Consider the following 13,333-nt stretch of genomic DNA (forward strand, 5'->3'; position numbering starts at 1 on the left):
CGAGGGTCAGCGTCTCAGGAGGCTCGAATAGTCGGCGGCGGAAACCGGACCCTGCGCGAGGGTACCGTCGGGTTTCGGGGCGTTCACAGGTTCGCCGGCGACGCTGATCTCCACAAGAGACACACCTGGGATCGACGCCGACGTGACGACGATCTGCGCGAAGGCCAGCAGCTGCTCGTGACCGGAGATCGACGCAAGGCTGTCGCTGAAGTCGAGGTGGGCCGTCGACCCCGAGATGCTGGAGTAGACGAGCTTGGTTCCGACGGGAACGGCGCTGGTGAGACCGCCCGACACCTCCGCGCTGGTAGGACCCGCGAGCAGTTCGCCTATGGCGTTGTTGAGACCGGGGTAGGAGTCCGACCGGTCAACTGCTACGAGCGCGCTGTCATTTCCGACGAAGTACACCGTCAGCTTTGTGGAGCTCGGCGTGGCGGGCTTCGGTACAGCCGGTCGATGCGGGGGCGACTGGGCGCCTTGGATGATGACCGGCGAGTGCTCATCCGGCACGGCGCACGAAGCGAGGAAGAGCGTCGCCAACGCTGCCAGGGCCGTGTTCAAGCTCTTCCTCATGGCCGGCGGGTTGGGAGACGGAGGACGAACCGGCTGCCGTGCGGGTGCACTGGCTCCACGCGGACCGAGCCGCCCTGGAGTCGCATGTGCTCGAGGACCAGGGACAGCCCGAGACCAAGGCCCTGCCCCGACGATCGACGCCCCGCTGCCTTTCCCCGCGCGAAGCGCTCGAAGATCATGCCGGCGTCGTCGTGAGCGATCCCCGGGCCCTGATCCTCGATCGCGATCTCTGTGTCGGGTCCGGCTGTGCTGATCGACGCACGGGACACGCCGCCTGCGTGGACCACCGCGTTGCGCACGACGTTCCTCACCGTCTGCTCGAGCCGGCGGCGGTCGGCGAGGATGACCGTGTTCATGTCGGTGCCGCAATCCACGGGCGCCACCTGGTCGGCTTCGCTGAGCAGGCCCTTGAGCAGCGCCATGACATCCACCGGCTCGAGCTCCATCCGCGCCACGCCTGCGTCGTAGCGTGAGATCTCGAGCAGATCCTCGACCAGCCGCTCGAACCGGCCGACCTCGTCCCCGAGCAGATCCAGTGCCCGCGCTGACCTGGCGCTCAACTCGTGACGCCTGTTCTGCATCACCTGCACCGCGGAGCTCAGGGTCGTGAGGGGAGAGCGCAGCTCGTGGCTGACGTCGGACGCGAACCGGGAGTCGCGTTCGATACGCGCCTGCAGCGAGTCCACCATCGCGTTGAAGCCCGTGGCCAGCTCGGCGAGCTCCCGGTCACCTTCGGCGTCGAGCCGAGCATCGAGCTGTCCCGCGGCGATCGACGCCGCCGCCTGGCCGATGTCCCGTGCCGGCGTGAGCACCCGCCGGGCAGCCCAGGCTCCGAGCGCCAGGCTGACGGCGAAGCCGAGCAGGCTACCGGCGGCGAGTGAGTCGCGAAGCGTTCTCAGGGTGCTCGTCAGATCGGCCAGCGAAAAGATCTGGAAGTAGGCGTCCCCTCCCCGCAGTGGTATCCCGATGGCCAACTCCTGCGCGCGGCCTTGGTGGTAGCGCTGCCTGGCGGCTTGCCGACCGTCGACCACGGCCCGTATCAGCCCGGCCGGCATGGCATCGGGTCCGGCGACCGCCGATTCACCGAACCACTGGCCGTTGTACAACAACGCACCCTCCGACGTCGACGGCGTCTGCAACGACGACAGGATCCGGGTGACGTTCGCCGGAGACGCGTCCAGCAGGGTTCCCGTCAGTGTCGCGTTTGCCTCGGCCTGGTGCAGGGCCGAGGTCTGCCGCTGATCCAGGAGGTAGGTGCGGGCCCAGTAATAGGTGAGGACGGAGAGGCTGGCCGGTATCGCCAGGCCGACGAGGGCAAACGACGCCATCAGCCGTACTCTCAGCCGCCGGCGGCGCTTCGCCATCCGTGGACGCTTCTTGCCTAGGCGAGGACCTTGTAGCCGAGGCCTCGCACGGTGATCACGTGGGCTGGATTCGCGGGGTCGTCCTCCAACTTCGCCCGCAGGCGGTGGACATGGGTGTCCACGAGCTTTCCGTCACCGACGCTCGGGTAGCCCCACACGTTCTCCAGAAGAACCTCGCGGCTGAACACCCTTCCGGGGTGGGCAGCCATCTCGCAGAGCAGCCGGAACTCCGTCTTGGTCAGTGTTACCTCCTGGCCGCGCTTGCGGACGACTCCCTCGTCGGGGACCACCTCGACATCCCCCAACGTCAGCGAACTGCCGTCACGCCCCGATCCGAGGCTCGCTCGACGGAGCAAGGCCCGGATGCGAGCGGTCAGCTCCTTGGCGTGAAACGGCTTGGTCAGGTAGTCGTCTGCGCCGGCTTCGAGCCCCGCGACGAGATCATGGGTGTCGGCCCTGGCTGTCAAGACGACGATCGGGACGTCGCTCGCCTGGCGTATCGCGCGGCAGCATTCGAACCCGTTGATCCCCGGCAGCATCAGATCGACGATCACACAGCCAGGTGACCGCTGCCCGAACATGACAAGGCCGCTCTCCGCCGACGGAGCCTCGTCGACCTGGTAGCCCTCGTCCTCGAGGACCAGGCGCGTCGTCTCACGGATGCGGTCGTCATCCTCGATCAACAGGATGCGGGTCGCCACAGATTCATCGTTACACACCCCGGCCGGCTCCCCTCGCCGCCACACCGGCGCTCCCACGGCCTCCGCAGTGCTCATCACAGGACCACCAGCATGCGGACAGCCTCTCAACAACCCGTCGCGCCCGGGTGACGACTCGGTCGCGATCCGGTCACCAACGGGGCGTACCTCCGGATTGTCACCTGATCGCGATTGGCGGGTCACCGCATCGCGTACCCGATCGTGGAGCATGGACGCCATGACAGTCCAACCGACCGCCAGCGAATCTACCGACCGCGAGCTGTACGACATCGGTATGGCCTTGGACTGCACAGTTTCGTGGGACACCGCCGGCGGCCACACGGTCTGCCACCCGCGCGGAGACCTCGATGCCTTCACGGTGGTTCGATTCCGTCAAGCGATCGCGGAGGTGCCCTCCGCGTCGGTTGTGATCATCGACCTTTCGGACGTGCCGTTCATCGACTCCGCTGGGCTGGGCGCACTTGTCGGGGGCATCCGCCGGATCCGTGACCTCGGCGGCGAGGCGGTTGTGTCCACCAACCGGCCGGTGCACCGGAGCCTCCTGCACACCACCGGCTTCGATCGCATCGTCACTATCACCGACGACGTCGCGGGGGCGGTCGACGTTCTCGCTACCTAGCGCTCAGCCACCGGGCCGAGCAGCGCCGTCAGCCAAGTTGCGCAGGCGGACGGTCCAGGACCGCAGCGGGAGCTACGACGTGGGGAGCTCGCTCGGCGACGCTGCCGGGCTTGTCTGCGATCCGACAGGAAGCAACAGGACGGGCAGCAAGGAAGCGCCGAGTACCTCCTGGACGACCTGTGCTCGGCCGGGCGAGACCTGCTGTGACCAGCTCAAGACGACAAGATCTACGGAATGCTGATCCGACACTTCGGCGACCCTCGCCGCAACTGGGCCCGTTCGCAGCTCGATGCGGGTCGCCGGGGGGCACTGGGACGCGAGGAATTCAGCTCCGAGCAAATCGAGGTCGCGGTGAGGCCGGTCGAGCATGCGAGGCAGTGTGGTATCGGTGAAGACGTGGAGCACTATCAGCTCGACTTCGGCCACCAGTAGCGGCCAGAGCGCGTCGATGATCGGTTGAGACGAGGATTGCTCTCCTTCGAGGGGGACCAGCAGCCGCTTGAAAGGGCGGGGAGAAAGCGCGTTCGGGGGCACGACCACCACCGGTTTGGTCGTCTGGCGAAGCAGGCGCAAGGCGGTTCGTCCAACAGGACGCCGACCCCCGGGGGTTGCCCGCGCGCCGATCACCGCTGCTATCACCTGAGGCGCGGCCATCGCCTCTAGAACGGCGGGCTCGACTGGACCGCTCAGCCGTCGCAGACGTATCGCTGCTCGCCCGGCGAGCAGATCGAGCATGTCGGCTGGCCCATCGGTCACATGGATTGCTTCGACCTGGGCGCCGGTCATTTCCGCCATCCGCGAAGCGGTCTCGAGCACCGGGCGGGAAGCGGTGGTGGTGTCGAGGGCGGCCAACACGACTCTCACCGGTGGGTTGCTCATGGCCTTCTCCCGTAAGTCGCTTGGGGCATTAGCACGTCGAAGGTGGCGCCGGGTGGGTCGCAGTTCTGGGGCGGCCGGGCGGCCACGCGAACGGCGAGCGGCCTGTCACATCCGATGGTGATCTGGTCGTGTTCGGCACGCACCTGCAGGCGCTGTCCGCGAAAACGCAAGCGCATGGACAGGGCTGACCACGCGCCGGGCAGGTGCGGTTCGAGCGCGAGAACCTCTCCTTGTGCCTCGAGTCCGAGGAAACCGTAGGCAAGCGCCTGCCAGACACCGCCCATGGTGGCCAGGTGCAGCCCGCTGGCGGTGGTGCCGGTCAGGTCGTCCAGGTCGAGGCGGGCGGCCAAGCGGAACAGTTCCAGCGCCCGGTCGAGTTGGCCGGCTCGCGCGAGCAGCGCCGCAGAGATGGCGGGAGAGAGCGAGCTGCCGTGCGCTGTGCGAGGCTCGTAGAAAGCCAGGCAGGCGCCAAGGGAGCCGTCTACTACCTCGGTTGGCAAGAGGTGGTGGAGCATGAGGACGTCTGCTTGCTTGATGAGCTGGGAGCCTCTCACCCGCTCCGCCCCCAGCAGCACGTCGATCGCCACCGGCGGCTGGGCGACCTGGGATACCAGCAGCGGCTCCAGCTCGAAGTATCCGGCGAACTGCTCATAGATTCCGAGGTCAGGATTCCACCCGTCGACGAGTCGTTCTGCCAAGTCCCGCCAACGCGCTGCCTCCGTACTGGCCGAGTTGCGCCTCGAGACGGCGAGCAGTTCGGCGCCTCGGCGCAGGTTCCAACGGGCCATCACATTGGTGTAGGCGTTGTCGTCTACCACCTCGTGGTATTCGTCGGGCCCCATCACCCCGTAGAGATGTCCGCGTCCTCCGGGATCGAGACGGATCCGGCTCGCCCAATAGCGAGCGGCTTCCACCACCAGGTCGCGGCCGGGCCTCCCAGCGAGAAACGCAGTATCGCCGGTCCAGGTCGCGTAGCGGTCTGCCGCCCAAGCCACGTCGGCAACTATGTGCTCCTCATGGGTACCAGTCGCGATAGGGATCGGCTCACCGTGGCGTCCCTGGACCACCCTCGGGGTGACGTCACTGCCGTCGGCTGCGGACTCCCAGGGGAAGCGGGCGCCGTCGAACCCCCTCGCTTCGGCGATAGCGCGCGCGGCGGGGAGCCGGCGGATCCGATACTCGAGCATCGCCCGTGCCGCCTGCGGGCTGATGGCCGCCAGTGCTGGCAGGACGAACACATCGGCGTCCCAAAAGACGTGCCCGTTGTAAGCCTCCCCGGTCAGGCCCCGAGCCCCAACTGCGGCGTCGCCGGTGTCGGAGGCTGCGCAGAGCAGATGAAAGACTGAATACCTGGCGGCCAGCTCGTCAGCCAGTGCGTCCGGGCCGCCCTCGATCCCCACCGCGGCGTCGGCCCACCGAGCCGCCCAGGCGTGGCGGTGCTCGCTTAGCAGGGCGTCGAACCCCAAGGCATCCAACCTCGCCAGCCGTTGTTGGGCTTCCTCTGCGGTCGCCCCCGAGGTGGTGCCCGCTGCCCACGCCGCCAAGCGTTCAACGACCCGCTTCTCGGAACCGGTTGTCACCAAGTCACGGGCGGCCACAGCGATCTCGCTGTCCCCGTTGCTGGTGCGACCGACCCAGATCCCGTCGTTCACCTCGTGCTCGAACCTCTCCTGGAGGGGTGGGCGCAGCAGGTCGCCTTCGTCCAGCCGGTCTGGGGGTCCTTCCGCACGGAACGCGAGGGCGTCGGGCGAGGCGGCGGACACGAAACGAACCGACCGGAGTGTCCGGTTGCCCTCACCGAAGCGCGCCAGGACACCGGTTCGCAGGTCGAGCACGCGGCGGTCACCCTGATGGCGGTGCCCGCCGGCGACACTCAGGCCGATCCAGTCGGGTCCCGCGAGCAGGTGCCCGTCGGTCGCGTAGACACCAGCGACGGCGAAGAGCGGAGTCGTGCCTGGCCCGTCTTCCTCTCTGGACGCTCGGGTTCCAGCCCAGCCGTTGCTCAGGGCACCCAAGGACTCCGCGACCCGCTCCTTGACCCGAGCCGATGGGAGCGGGACCACCCAGCGCGGATCGGTGTCTATCTGGGGCGCCCGGTGCCTGGCCCGGCGCTCGAGTTGCGCGTCGAGTTGGGTGGCGAAACGACCGGGACCTCCACCGAGGTATGCCACCGGGGGTGGCACACCGCCTGGCTCGACACCGACCGACATTGCCGGCGCTCGCTCCAGGTCGCATACGAGCATGAGCGCGTCACTGCCCGGCACGCCTCCGATCGTGCCGAACTCGTCACCGGCTATGAGCACCAGCTGTCCGGTGATCCCCCGCTCTTTCAGCCAGGCCGCTGCAAAGCGTGCCGAGTCGGACTTGTCGGTCAGTCCGATCTCGACATGCTTTACGTCGCTGGTGATCCGTGGCAAGGCGAGCCCTGCCGTGCGAGCCGCGTCGGCCGCCAGGGCTATCACGTCGGCCAGATCTCCGATATCTGCCTCAGCCAGCCGGGACTTCACTGCCTCGTAGAGAGCGGCAATATCCGCCTTCTTGGGGTCCGCCCACTCTGCAATCGGGATCAGGTCGATCTTGCGCCGGTTCAGCCGGCTCGACACCACGGTCGCCTCCAGACCCCGGGCTTGGAGAACCTTGATGGTTCGCTCGGCGGCTTGGTCCAGGGCCACGTCCTCCTCCGCGGCCACAGCGCGCCGGTAGACGAGGGACGGCCCGGATCCGGTGACCTCGAAAACCTCGCTTCCCCGGTTGCAGCACAACTGCAAGCGCCCGGGGCCCGATGGCCGAGCCCGGAGCTGGCCGTCGACGTTGGCCACATGGGTTCCGCTGACGACAAAGATGTGCACCCCTGCCGCGCACAGCGATTCCACCCGGCGGCGCACCTCGCTGGCATCAGCCTGGCGGTCGGGTACCGCTGTGCCGTCCCAGTCGAAGATCAGCGCGTCGAAGGTCTCGTCCAGGCGACTGGGAACGTTCATCGGAGCACATCCTCCTAGCCGGCGACTCGAGCCCGGTAGGGGCGATGGTCACCGTGTATTTCGGGACGTTCGTCCCTTCCCGCCCTCCGCTGCTTCAGCGTACGGTCATCTCGGAGAGTCAGAGTGACGAGCACGACCAAGGAGCTAGAGACATGGACAGGGAAACCAGACACGAGTTGGATCGCCTCTTTCGGAGTTTCTCCGAAGCGCTCGCGGGGGTGCGTACCGCGGTTGACGAGGACGCCGAGCTAGCGGCTTGGCGGAAGGTTCAGATGACCGCGTGGGAGTTGCACGAAGTTCTTCCGGCTGCGGCGCAAGCCAGGAGCTGATCCGTCCCTTCGACGGTTGGGCTGACGCTGACCTCGCTGCACGATCGTCCGCCAGTCTTCGTTTTGGCGTGCTAACCCACGGTGGCGGGAGGCAAGCCGTCGCGCTGAGCGAAGAGAACCTCACCGGTGATAGGTCGGGCGAGATCGGAGAGATCTGCAGCGAGATGGATGATGAGATCGTCCACGGTGACCATACCGACGAACCGGCCCTCCCTGACGATGGGTAGGCGCCGCAGCGCGTGGGTGCGGAGCACTTGATAGACATCGTGCGCGTCGTCGTCGGCGTTGACCGTGACGACCGGTGCGGTCATCACCGCGTCGATGCGCGCATCGGGCGGAAGGCCCCGAGCCAAGCCCCGCCGCACCAGGTCCCGGTCGGTGACGATGCCGACCGGGCGGTCCGCGTCTACGACGATCAGCGCTCCGACCCCCGCCTTGTCCATTATCGAGGCCCCTTCGATGAGGGTTTGATCCGGTCGGACTGCGACCGCCGACCGTCGTACGAGATCCCAGATACGCATCTTGGGGCTCCTCTCAGAGAGGGTGGTGCTCGAAGTGCTGGACGGTGGCGTCGGTGCCGGGGAAGAGCAACGCCTCGTGTCCCGAGTCCTCCCAACGCACCAGGTAAGGAGGCCCCCCGTCGGCGCCGCGTACCTCCAAGACCTCGCAATCCCTGTCCGGTTCGCCGACGCGGTGGCCCTTGATGATTATCCGATCACCGACTGCTGTATACATGGTCTTCGTTCCTCCTATCGGGGCTATTCGTCAACTGGATCGTTTCCCGAGGCGGCGCCCGGTGACGAAGTCCGATCGGATCCGCACCAGTCTCCGACCGGGTTCTGCGACTCGCGGCGGGGGCAACCGCGAAGCGACTCGATCGGAACTCTCTGCCTGGGCGAGACCCCGTATCAGCACGCTCCAGGGAGGGTCGTCGTCAAAATCCTCGACCTCGAACGCGACGAACTCACCCACCAGGTTGTGGAACAACCCCTCCCCGACGCGGATCACCACGTCTGGGCCGTCGACGGCATAGTCGACGGGAAGCACCGTCGGAGCCTCCTCACCAGAGATTCCGAGATGCCCGGGCCGATGCCGCACCGCGCCAACCGCCAGCAGGCGGCGGCACTCGGTCGTCTCCAGGACGTCAGACCCTCGCTCATCGACCCAGGTGGGCCACATGGCCCGATCGTCGCGCTACGTGACCGTCTCCGATAGGGCCAAAGGTCAACTCGAAGCATGTGGCCGCCGTCCGCCAGGTGGCGCGCCTCTGAGAGGGCAGCGGCGTCTAATACCCCATAGGGGTATAGTGGCTAAGGAAGCTGAAAGGAGAGACCGATGCCGGAGACCATTACCTACCGGGTGCCGGGGATGACCTGCGACCACTGCAAGCGAGCCGTGGCCGGGGAGTTGGGTTCGGTGACCGGTGTGTCCGGGGTCGACGTGGACCTCGCCACCAAGGTGGTCACCGTGACCGGCGAGGGCCTCGACGACGAGGTGCTGCGCGCTGCGATCGAAGAGGCCGGCTACGAGGCGGCGTGATGACGATCGCCACTGACCATCAGGATGAGGCTGTTGCCCCAGAGCATGTGGAGCTCGCCATCGGAGGCATGACCTGTGCTTCGTGTGCGACGCGCATCGAGAAGCGGCTCAACAAGCTGGCCGGCGTCACTGCGACGGTCAACTTCGCCAGCGAGCATGCTGCGGTCGCCTTCGACCCCGCCCGGGTGAGTGTGGATGAGCTGATCGGGGCGGTGGAGGCGGCCGGTTACGAGGCAACCCTCCCCGAGGCGGTTACCGACGCGGACCCGGCCCGCCCCTACCGGCGCCGCCTGATGGTCGCCGTGGCGCTCAGCGTGCCCCTGGCGATCTTCGCCTGGGTAACGGCGGCGCGGCCACCGGACTGGGAGTGGGTCTCGCTCGCCATGGCAACCCCGGTGGTGTTCTACGCCGGCTGGCCGTTCCATCGGGCGGCGGTGGCCAACGCCCGCCACGGCGTAGCCACCATGGACACCCTCATCTCGATCGGCACCCTCGCCGCCTGGGTGTGGTCGACGGTGGTGCTGCTGGCTGGGATCACAGCCGGCGTGTACTTCGACACCGCCGGGGCGATCACCGCCTTGATCCTGCTCGGCCGCTACTTGGAGGCCCGGGCGAAGCGACGCTCGGGTGAAGCGATCCGAAAGCTTTTGGAGTTGGGCGCCAAGGAAGCCCGGGTGCTTCGTGACGGTGCCGAGGTCGTGGTCCCGATCGGACAGCTCGTGGTCGGCGACCGCTTCGTGGTCCGCCCAGGCGAGAAGGTAGCAACCGACGGGGTTGTGGTCTCGGGCTTCTCGGCCATCGACCAGTCGATGCTGACCGGCGAGTCGCTGCCTGTCGAGATCGGCCCCGGCGACGCGGTGGCGGGCGCCACCGTGAACACCTCGGGTCGGCTGGTGGTCGAGGCCACCCGGGTGGGCTCCTCGACCGCCCTGGCCCAGATCACCCGGCTAGTGGCCGACGCCCAGGCGGGCAAGGCCCCGGTGCAGCGCCTGGCCGATCAGGTCTCGGCCATCTTCGTTCCCGTCGTCATCGCTGTCTCGGCGCTCACCCTGGCCGGATGGCTCCTCCTGGGTGCGGCGGCCACGACCTTCGCGTTCACTGCGGCGGTAGCCGTGATCGTGATCGCCTGCCCGTGCGCGCTGGGCTTGGCCACCCCGACCGCGCTGATGGTGGGCACGGGCCGGGGCGCCCAGCTGGGCATCGTGATCAAGGGCCCCGAAGTCCTCGAGCACACCCGCCAGATCACCACGATTGTCTTGGACAAGACCGGCACCCTCACCGAAGGCAAGATGGCGGTGTCGGCCCTGGTTCCAGCTGACGGGGTGGGCGAGGAGGAGCTGCTTCGCCTCGCGGCCGGGGCCGAGGATCCGAGCGAGCACCCCATCGCCCGTGCTATCGCAGCCCACGGCCGGGACCGCCTCGGCACCCTGCCCGCCGCGGAGGGGTTCTCGGCCCGAGCCGGACTGGGGATCGAGGCGGTCGTCGATGGCCACGCGGTGGTGATCGGGCGGCCCAGCCTGCTCGGCGACTGGGCCGTCCCCCTCTCAGATGACCTGGCGGCGGAGGCCGAGCGGCTGGAGTCCACAGGCTCGACCGTGGTGGGCGTCGCCGCCGACGGCAAGGCGCTGGGGATCCTGGCCGTGGCCGACCGGGTGAAGCCGACCAGCCGGCAGGCCATATCCGAGCTGCGAGCCCTGGGGCTCACCCCGGTGCTGCTCACCGGCGACAACGAACGAGCCGCCCGAACGGTCGCCGCCCAGGTCGGAATCGACCGGGTCCTCGCTGGGGTGCTACCCGGCGACAAGGTGGCCGAGGTCGCCCGCTTGCAGGCCGCCGGCGAGGTGGTCGCCATGGTCGGAGACGGTGTCAACGACGCCCCCGCCCTCGCCCAGGCCGACCTGGGCCTGGCCATCGGCACCGGCGCCGACGTCGCCATCGAAGCCTCCGATCTCACCTTGGTCTCGGGCGACCTGCGCGCCGCGGCGGACGCTATCCGCCTGTCGCGCCGCACCCTCACCACGATCAAAGCCAACCTCGTGTGGGCCTTCGGCTACAACGTGGCCGCCATCCCCCTTGCCGTCGCCGGCATCGTCAACCCCATCGTGGCCGCCGCGGCCATGGCCTTCTCCAGTGTCTTCGTCGTGTCCAACTCGCTGCGCCTGCGCCGGTTCTCCCCGTCCAAGGAGCAGGTGTGACCGCCGCCAGCGCGAAACACAGCGGCGAGCCCGTCGAGCCGGTCACGTACGGCTACGTGGCCGACAAGGAGGCGCTGATCAAGCGAATGCGCCGCATCCAGGGCCAAGCCCGGGGGATCGAGAAGATGATCGCCGAGGACCGCTACTGCATCGATATCCTCACCCAGATCGCCGCGGTCGACACTGCCCTCGAAGCGGTCGCCTTCAAGATCCTCGACGACCACGTCAACCACTGCGTCAAGGGGGCACTCGCCTCCGGCGACGAAGCCCTCGCGGCCGAGAAGAGCCGGGAGCTGCTCGAAGCCGTCCACCGCTTCGCCCGCACCCGGTGAAATGGTCCGGCGTCGGCGAACTCGACCGGCCAGCTGACCGGCCAACCCCAGGGCGCGCCGTCGGGTTAGGCGAATCGGGCTGTGACCGTCCTCGACGCGCTGGGGCACGCCCTGGATCGTCGTGGTGGGCCGGGACGGATTTGAACCGCCGTAGGCGTACGCCGGCAGATTTACAGTCTGCTTAGACGGTCCTCCGGTGTCCCCCGGTGACTAGAAAAGTGCTGGTCGAAGCGTTTTCGGTCCTTCGGCGACCCCCCGGGATTCTCGGCGTCTGCCCCATGGCTGCCCCATGGGCCTAGAAGGCGCCGTAACTCTGTAGCAGGCGCTTCGGCGTAACTGCTCGCCACTTGGGCAGGCCCGATGTCAGCATCGGAGCTTGATTATTCGCGACCGAGGCGAAGTCAGAGTCGCGCGTGACCAACACTGGATTCGCCCAAGCCCGCTCACCCATGGCAGCCAAGAGAAGACCGAAGATTCGCTGGTCTTCGTAATCAAGTCCATGCGCAACCGCCGCCGCCGCTGCGGGGTTCAACTCCTCGTAGTTGGGGTCAATCCCGTTGGCCAATGCCTGGTAGGTATCAACGGCGAGGTCTTCATCCCACCCGAGACCCCTTTGTTCGGGCGGTAGCCGCGAATCGTTCGGCTGGGTGAGTTTCAGCAAGACCAGGTCGTCCAACTTGGCGTCACCGTAAAGCGTGACGTGCGTATCGGGGGGTGGCCCGGCCACCAACGAACAGCACGCCAAGGCGGCTCCTTCCGTGGTGCGCGGTTCCCCAGCCCACGACGCCGGGAACGCGGCGCCCCGGCGAATCTCGCAGCAGGCAGAGATCAGGACGTTGGCGTCGAAGACAAGGACGACCGGATCAGCTAGGGGTGCCACGCGTGGTGGGATTCAGTCGCGTCGGCGCCGTGTGAAGGCTGGCGCCCGATTCGGCGACTCAACCTTCCACCGCGGCAGCTCCTCGCAGGTCGACGGCAGATCAAAGCCATCATCCTCACCAAGCTCGAGGGCGCGCGCTATCACAGAAGCAACGGGCTGTGTGTTGGCCTTGTTCTGTGCCACGTCTAAGTCCTTCGGCTCCAAGAGGGCTCCGGTTGACATTGTACGCGCTACCGCCAGCTGTCGCTAGCTAAACATCGATAGCGTCTGATGTCTTTTCGTACCTCATGCCACCTTCCCGGACCTGATCGACCTGCGGTCCCGCTGCGTCGTCCCCGCCCATATCCCGTCAAGGTCCGGGCCCTGGTCGAGCGCCCACGCCAGGCAATCCTCGTGGGCGAGGCACGTCGCACAGACCGCCTTGGCCCTGGCGCCGGCGTTCGGTCCCTTTCCGCCCGGGAACCACGTGATGCTCTCCGGGGCCTCTTTGCACAGAGCATCGGCGTGCCACCTCGGCGGCCCGGTGTCGAGCAGGTCGAGCAGGTCACCGTAGAACCCGAGTTCGTCGGTGTCGTGTTCGGGCCGGAAGGTGGCAGGCAACGCTCTTTACTGACCGTCGCGCATCTGGCGGGCCCTGACGGCGGACACCCCGAGCATCTCCCCTATCCGGGCGAGAGTCGCACCGAGGCGAAGGGCCTCGCGGATGGCGGCCGCCCGCTTCTCTATCAACTCCCGGCGATGCGCCTCCCAGGCTTTCAGGTCGGCGTCGATCTCCAAGACACGGCCTAACGCCTCGTCGAGCCCGGGCTGGGGCTCGCGTGGCTGGAACGGCATCGCCGGGACCGTAGCGGCCCGCTTAAGAGAAATCTTGTCTTTCACCTTGACCGGTGCCATAAGGCAAGATTACCCTAACTTCATTGACAGAG

General features: G+C 67.5%; 15 protein-coding genes and 1 tRNA gene. 4 read left to right on the plus strand and 12 right to left on the minus strand.

All coding sequences use genetic code 11. The annotated features are described in order from the left end of the window. Nucleotides 1–6: 6 nt before the first annotated feature. Genes VNF71_09570 through VNF71_09580 form a run of 3 tightly spaced genes read right to left on the minus strand, consistent with a single transcriptional unit; the run spans nucleotide 7 to nucleotide 2,635 of the window. Entirely contained in the window at nucleotides 7–570 is a 564-nt protein-coding gene (locus tag VNF71_09570) for a GerMN domain-containing protein (protein ID HVA74799.1), read from the minus strand. Beyond that, entirely contained in the window at nucleotides 567–1,934 is a 1,368-nt protein-coding gene (locus VNF71_09575; GenBank protein ID HVA74800.1) for a HAMP domain-containing sensor histidine kinase, read from the minus strand. Before VNF71_09575 ends, VNF71_09570 begins: the two co-directional genes overlap by 4 nt. Before the next feature lie 17 nt (nucleotides 1,935–1,951). Continuing rightward, nucleotides 1,952–2,635 carry a response regulator transcription factor gene (locus tag VNF71_09580; GenBank protein HVA74801.1) on the minus strand — a complete coding sequence of 228 codons (684 nt, stop codon included), beginning with the start codon at nucleotides 2,633–2,635 and terminating at the stop codon, nucleotides 1,952–1,954. Nucleotides 2,636–2,870: 235 nt separating this feature from the next. On the opposite strand from VNF71_09580, the gene VNF71_09585 reads away from it, so the two are divergent. Continuing rightward, nucleotides 2,871–3,272: an STAS domain-containing protein gene (locus tag VNF71_09585; GenBank protein ID HVA74802.1), complete on the plus strand. Its 402-nt coding sequence runs from the start codon at nucleotides 2,871–2,873 to the stop codon at nucleotides 3,270–3,272. A gap of 72 nt (nucleotides 3,273–3,344) precedes the next feature. Here the strand turns inward: VNF71_09585 and VNF71_09590 are convergent, their stop codons facing one another. The 5 genes from VNF71_09590 to VNF71_09610 all read right to left on the minus strand — a co-directional run bounded on the left by VNF71_09590 (nucleotide 3,345) and on the right by VNF71_09610 (nucleotide 8,640). Next, the gene (locus VNF71_09590) at nucleotides 3,345–4,151 is read right to left on the minus strand and encodes a universal stress protein (GenBank protein ID HVA74803.1); all 807 of its coding nucleotides are present in this window, start codon (nucleotides 4,149–4,151) and stop codon (nucleotides 3,345–3,347) included. Then, complete coding sequence (locus tag VNF71_09595) at nucleotides 4,148–7,132, minus strand: glycosyl hydrolase family 65 protein (GenBank protein HVA74804.1); 2,985 nt, start codon at nucleotides 7,130–7,132, stop codon at nucleotides 4,148–4,150. The genes VNF71_09590 and VNF71_09595 overlap by 4 nt, the downstream gene beginning before the upstream one ends. A gap of 400 nt (nucleotides 7,133–7,532) precedes the next feature. Beyond that, the gene (locus tag VNF71_09600; GenBank protein HVA74805.1) at nucleotides 7,533–7,982 is read right to left on the minus strand and encodes a CBS domain-containing protein; all 450 of its coding nucleotides are present in this window, start codon (nucleotides 7,980–7,982) and stop codon (nucleotides 7,533–7,535) included. A 13-nt stretch (nucleotides 7,983–7,995) separates the two neighbouring features. Further along, on the minus strand, nucleotides 7,996–8,196 hold the full coding sequence (locus tag VNF71_09605; GenBank protein HVA74806.1) for a DUF1918 domain-containing protein: 201 nt from the start codon (nucleotides 8,194–8,196) through the stop codon (nucleotides 7,996–7,998). 30 nt (nucleotides 8,197–8,226) lie between these two features. Then, entirely contained in the window at nucleotides 8,227–8,640 is a 414-nt protein-coding gene (locus VNF71_09610) for a pyridoxamine 5'-phosphate oxidase family protein (GenBank protein ID HVA74807.1), read from the minus strand. Nucleotides 8,641–8,796: 156 nt separating this feature from the next. Between VNF71_09610 and VNF71_09615 the strand changes: the two genes are divergently transcribed. From VNF71_09615 to VNF71_09625, 3 genes are read left to right on the plus strand one after another with little or no spacing between them, the layout of a single operon-like run. Continuing rightward, on the plus strand, nucleotides 8,797–9,000 hold the full coding sequence (locus tag VNF71_09615; protein ID HVA74808.1) for a heavy metal-associated domain-containing protein: 204 nt from the start codon (nucleotides 8,797–8,799) through the stop codon (nucleotides 8,998–9,000). Next, nucleotides 9,000–11,195, plus strand: a complete 2,196-nt coding sequence (locus tag VNF71_09620; protein ID HVA74809.1) for a heavy metal translocating P-type ATPase — start codon at nucleotides 9,000–9,002, stop codon at nucleotides 11,193–11,195. The genes VNF71_09615 and VNF71_09620 overlap by 1 nt, the downstream gene beginning before the upstream one ends. Further along, entirely contained in the window at nucleotides 11,192–11,527 is a 336-nt protein-coding gene (locus VNF71_09625; GenBank protein ID HVA74810.1) for a metal-sensitive transcriptional regulator, read from the plus strand. Before VNF71_09620 ends, VNF71_09625 begins: the two co-directional genes overlap by 4 nt. Before the next feature lie 122 nt (nucleotides 11,528–11,649). Here VNF71_09625 and VNF71_09630 read toward each other — a convergent pair. From VNF71_09630 to VNF71_09645, 4 genes are all read right to left on the minus strand, one after another. After that, nucleotides 11,650–11,730 (minus strand) — tRNA-Tyr (locus VNF71_09630). 92 nt (nucleotides 11,731–11,822) lie between these two features. Then, complete coding sequence (locus VNF71_09635; GenBank protein ID HVA74811.1) at nucleotides 11,823–12,203, minus strand: hypothetical protein; 381 nt, start codon at nucleotides 12,201–12,203, stop codon at nucleotides 11,823–11,825. A 489-nt stretch (nucleotides 12,204–12,692) separates the two neighbouring features. Next, nucleotides 12,693–13,007 (minus strand): WhiB family transcriptional regulator, encoded by a 315-nt coding sequence (locus VNF71_09640; GenBank protein ID HVA74812.1) that lies wholly within the window; start codon nucleotides 13,005–13,007, stop codon nucleotides 12,693–12,695. Between the two features lie 6 nt (nucleotides 13,008–13,013). Continuing rightward, nucleotides 13,014–13,301: a hypothetical protein gene (locus tag VNF71_09645; protein HVA74813.1), complete on the minus strand. Its 288-nt coding sequence runs from the start codon at nucleotides 13,299–13,301 to the stop codon at nucleotides 13,014–13,016. Nucleotides 13,302–13,333: the final 32 nt, after the last annotated feature.

Source organism: Acidimicrobiales bacterium, from assembly GCA_035533095.1.
In the GTDB taxonomy this organism is placed as follows: domain Bacteria; phylum Actinomycetota; class Acidimicrobiia; order Acidimicrobiales; family Palsa-688; genus DATLUM01.

Bases quoted from the DNA above. Each gene is read 5' to 3' on its own strand.
- VNF71_09570 (HVA74799.1), bottom strand. From the start codon at position 570: ATGAGGAAGAGCTTGAACACGGCCCTGGCAGCGTTGGCGACGCTCTTC.
- VNF71_09575 (HVA74800.1), bottom strand. From the start codon at position 1,934: ATGGCGAAGCGCCGCCGGCGGCTGAGAGTACGGCTGATGGCGTCGTTT.
- VNF71_09585 (HVA74802.1), top strand. From the start codon at position 2,871: ATGACAGTCCAACCGACCGCCAGCGAATCTACCGACCGCGAGCTGTAC.
- VNF71_09590 (HVA74803.1), bottom strand. From the start codon at position 4,151: ATGAGCAACCCACCGGTGAGAGTCGTGTTGGCCGCCCTCGACACCACC.
- VNF71_09595 (HVA74804.1), bottom strand. From the start codon at position 7,132: ATGAACGTTCCCAGTCGCCTGGACGAGACCTTCGACGCGCTGATCTTC.
- VNF71_09600 (HVA74805.1), bottom strand. From the start codon at position 7,982: ATGCGTATCTGGGATCTCGTACGACGGTCGGCGGTCGCAGTCCGACCG.
- VNF71_09605 (HVA74806.1), bottom strand. From the start codon at position 8,196: ATGTATACAGCAGTCGGTGATCGGATAATCATCAAGGGCCACCGCGTC.
- VNF71_09610 (HVA74807.1), bottom strand. From the start codon at position 8,640: ATGTGGCCCACCTGGGTCGATGAGCGAGGGTCTGACGTCCTGGAGACG.
- VNF71_09615 (HVA74808.1), top strand. From the start codon at position 8,797: ATGCCGGAGACCATTACCTACCGGGTGCCGGGGATGACCTGCGACCAC.
- VNF71_09620 (HVA74809.1), top strand. From the start codon at position 9,000: ATGACGATCGCCACTGACCATCAGGATGAGGCTGTTGCCCCAGAGCAT.
- VNF71_09645 (HVA74813.1), bottom strand. From the start codon at position 13,301: ATGGCACCGGTCAAGGTGAAAGACAAGATTTCTCTTAAGCGGGCCGCT.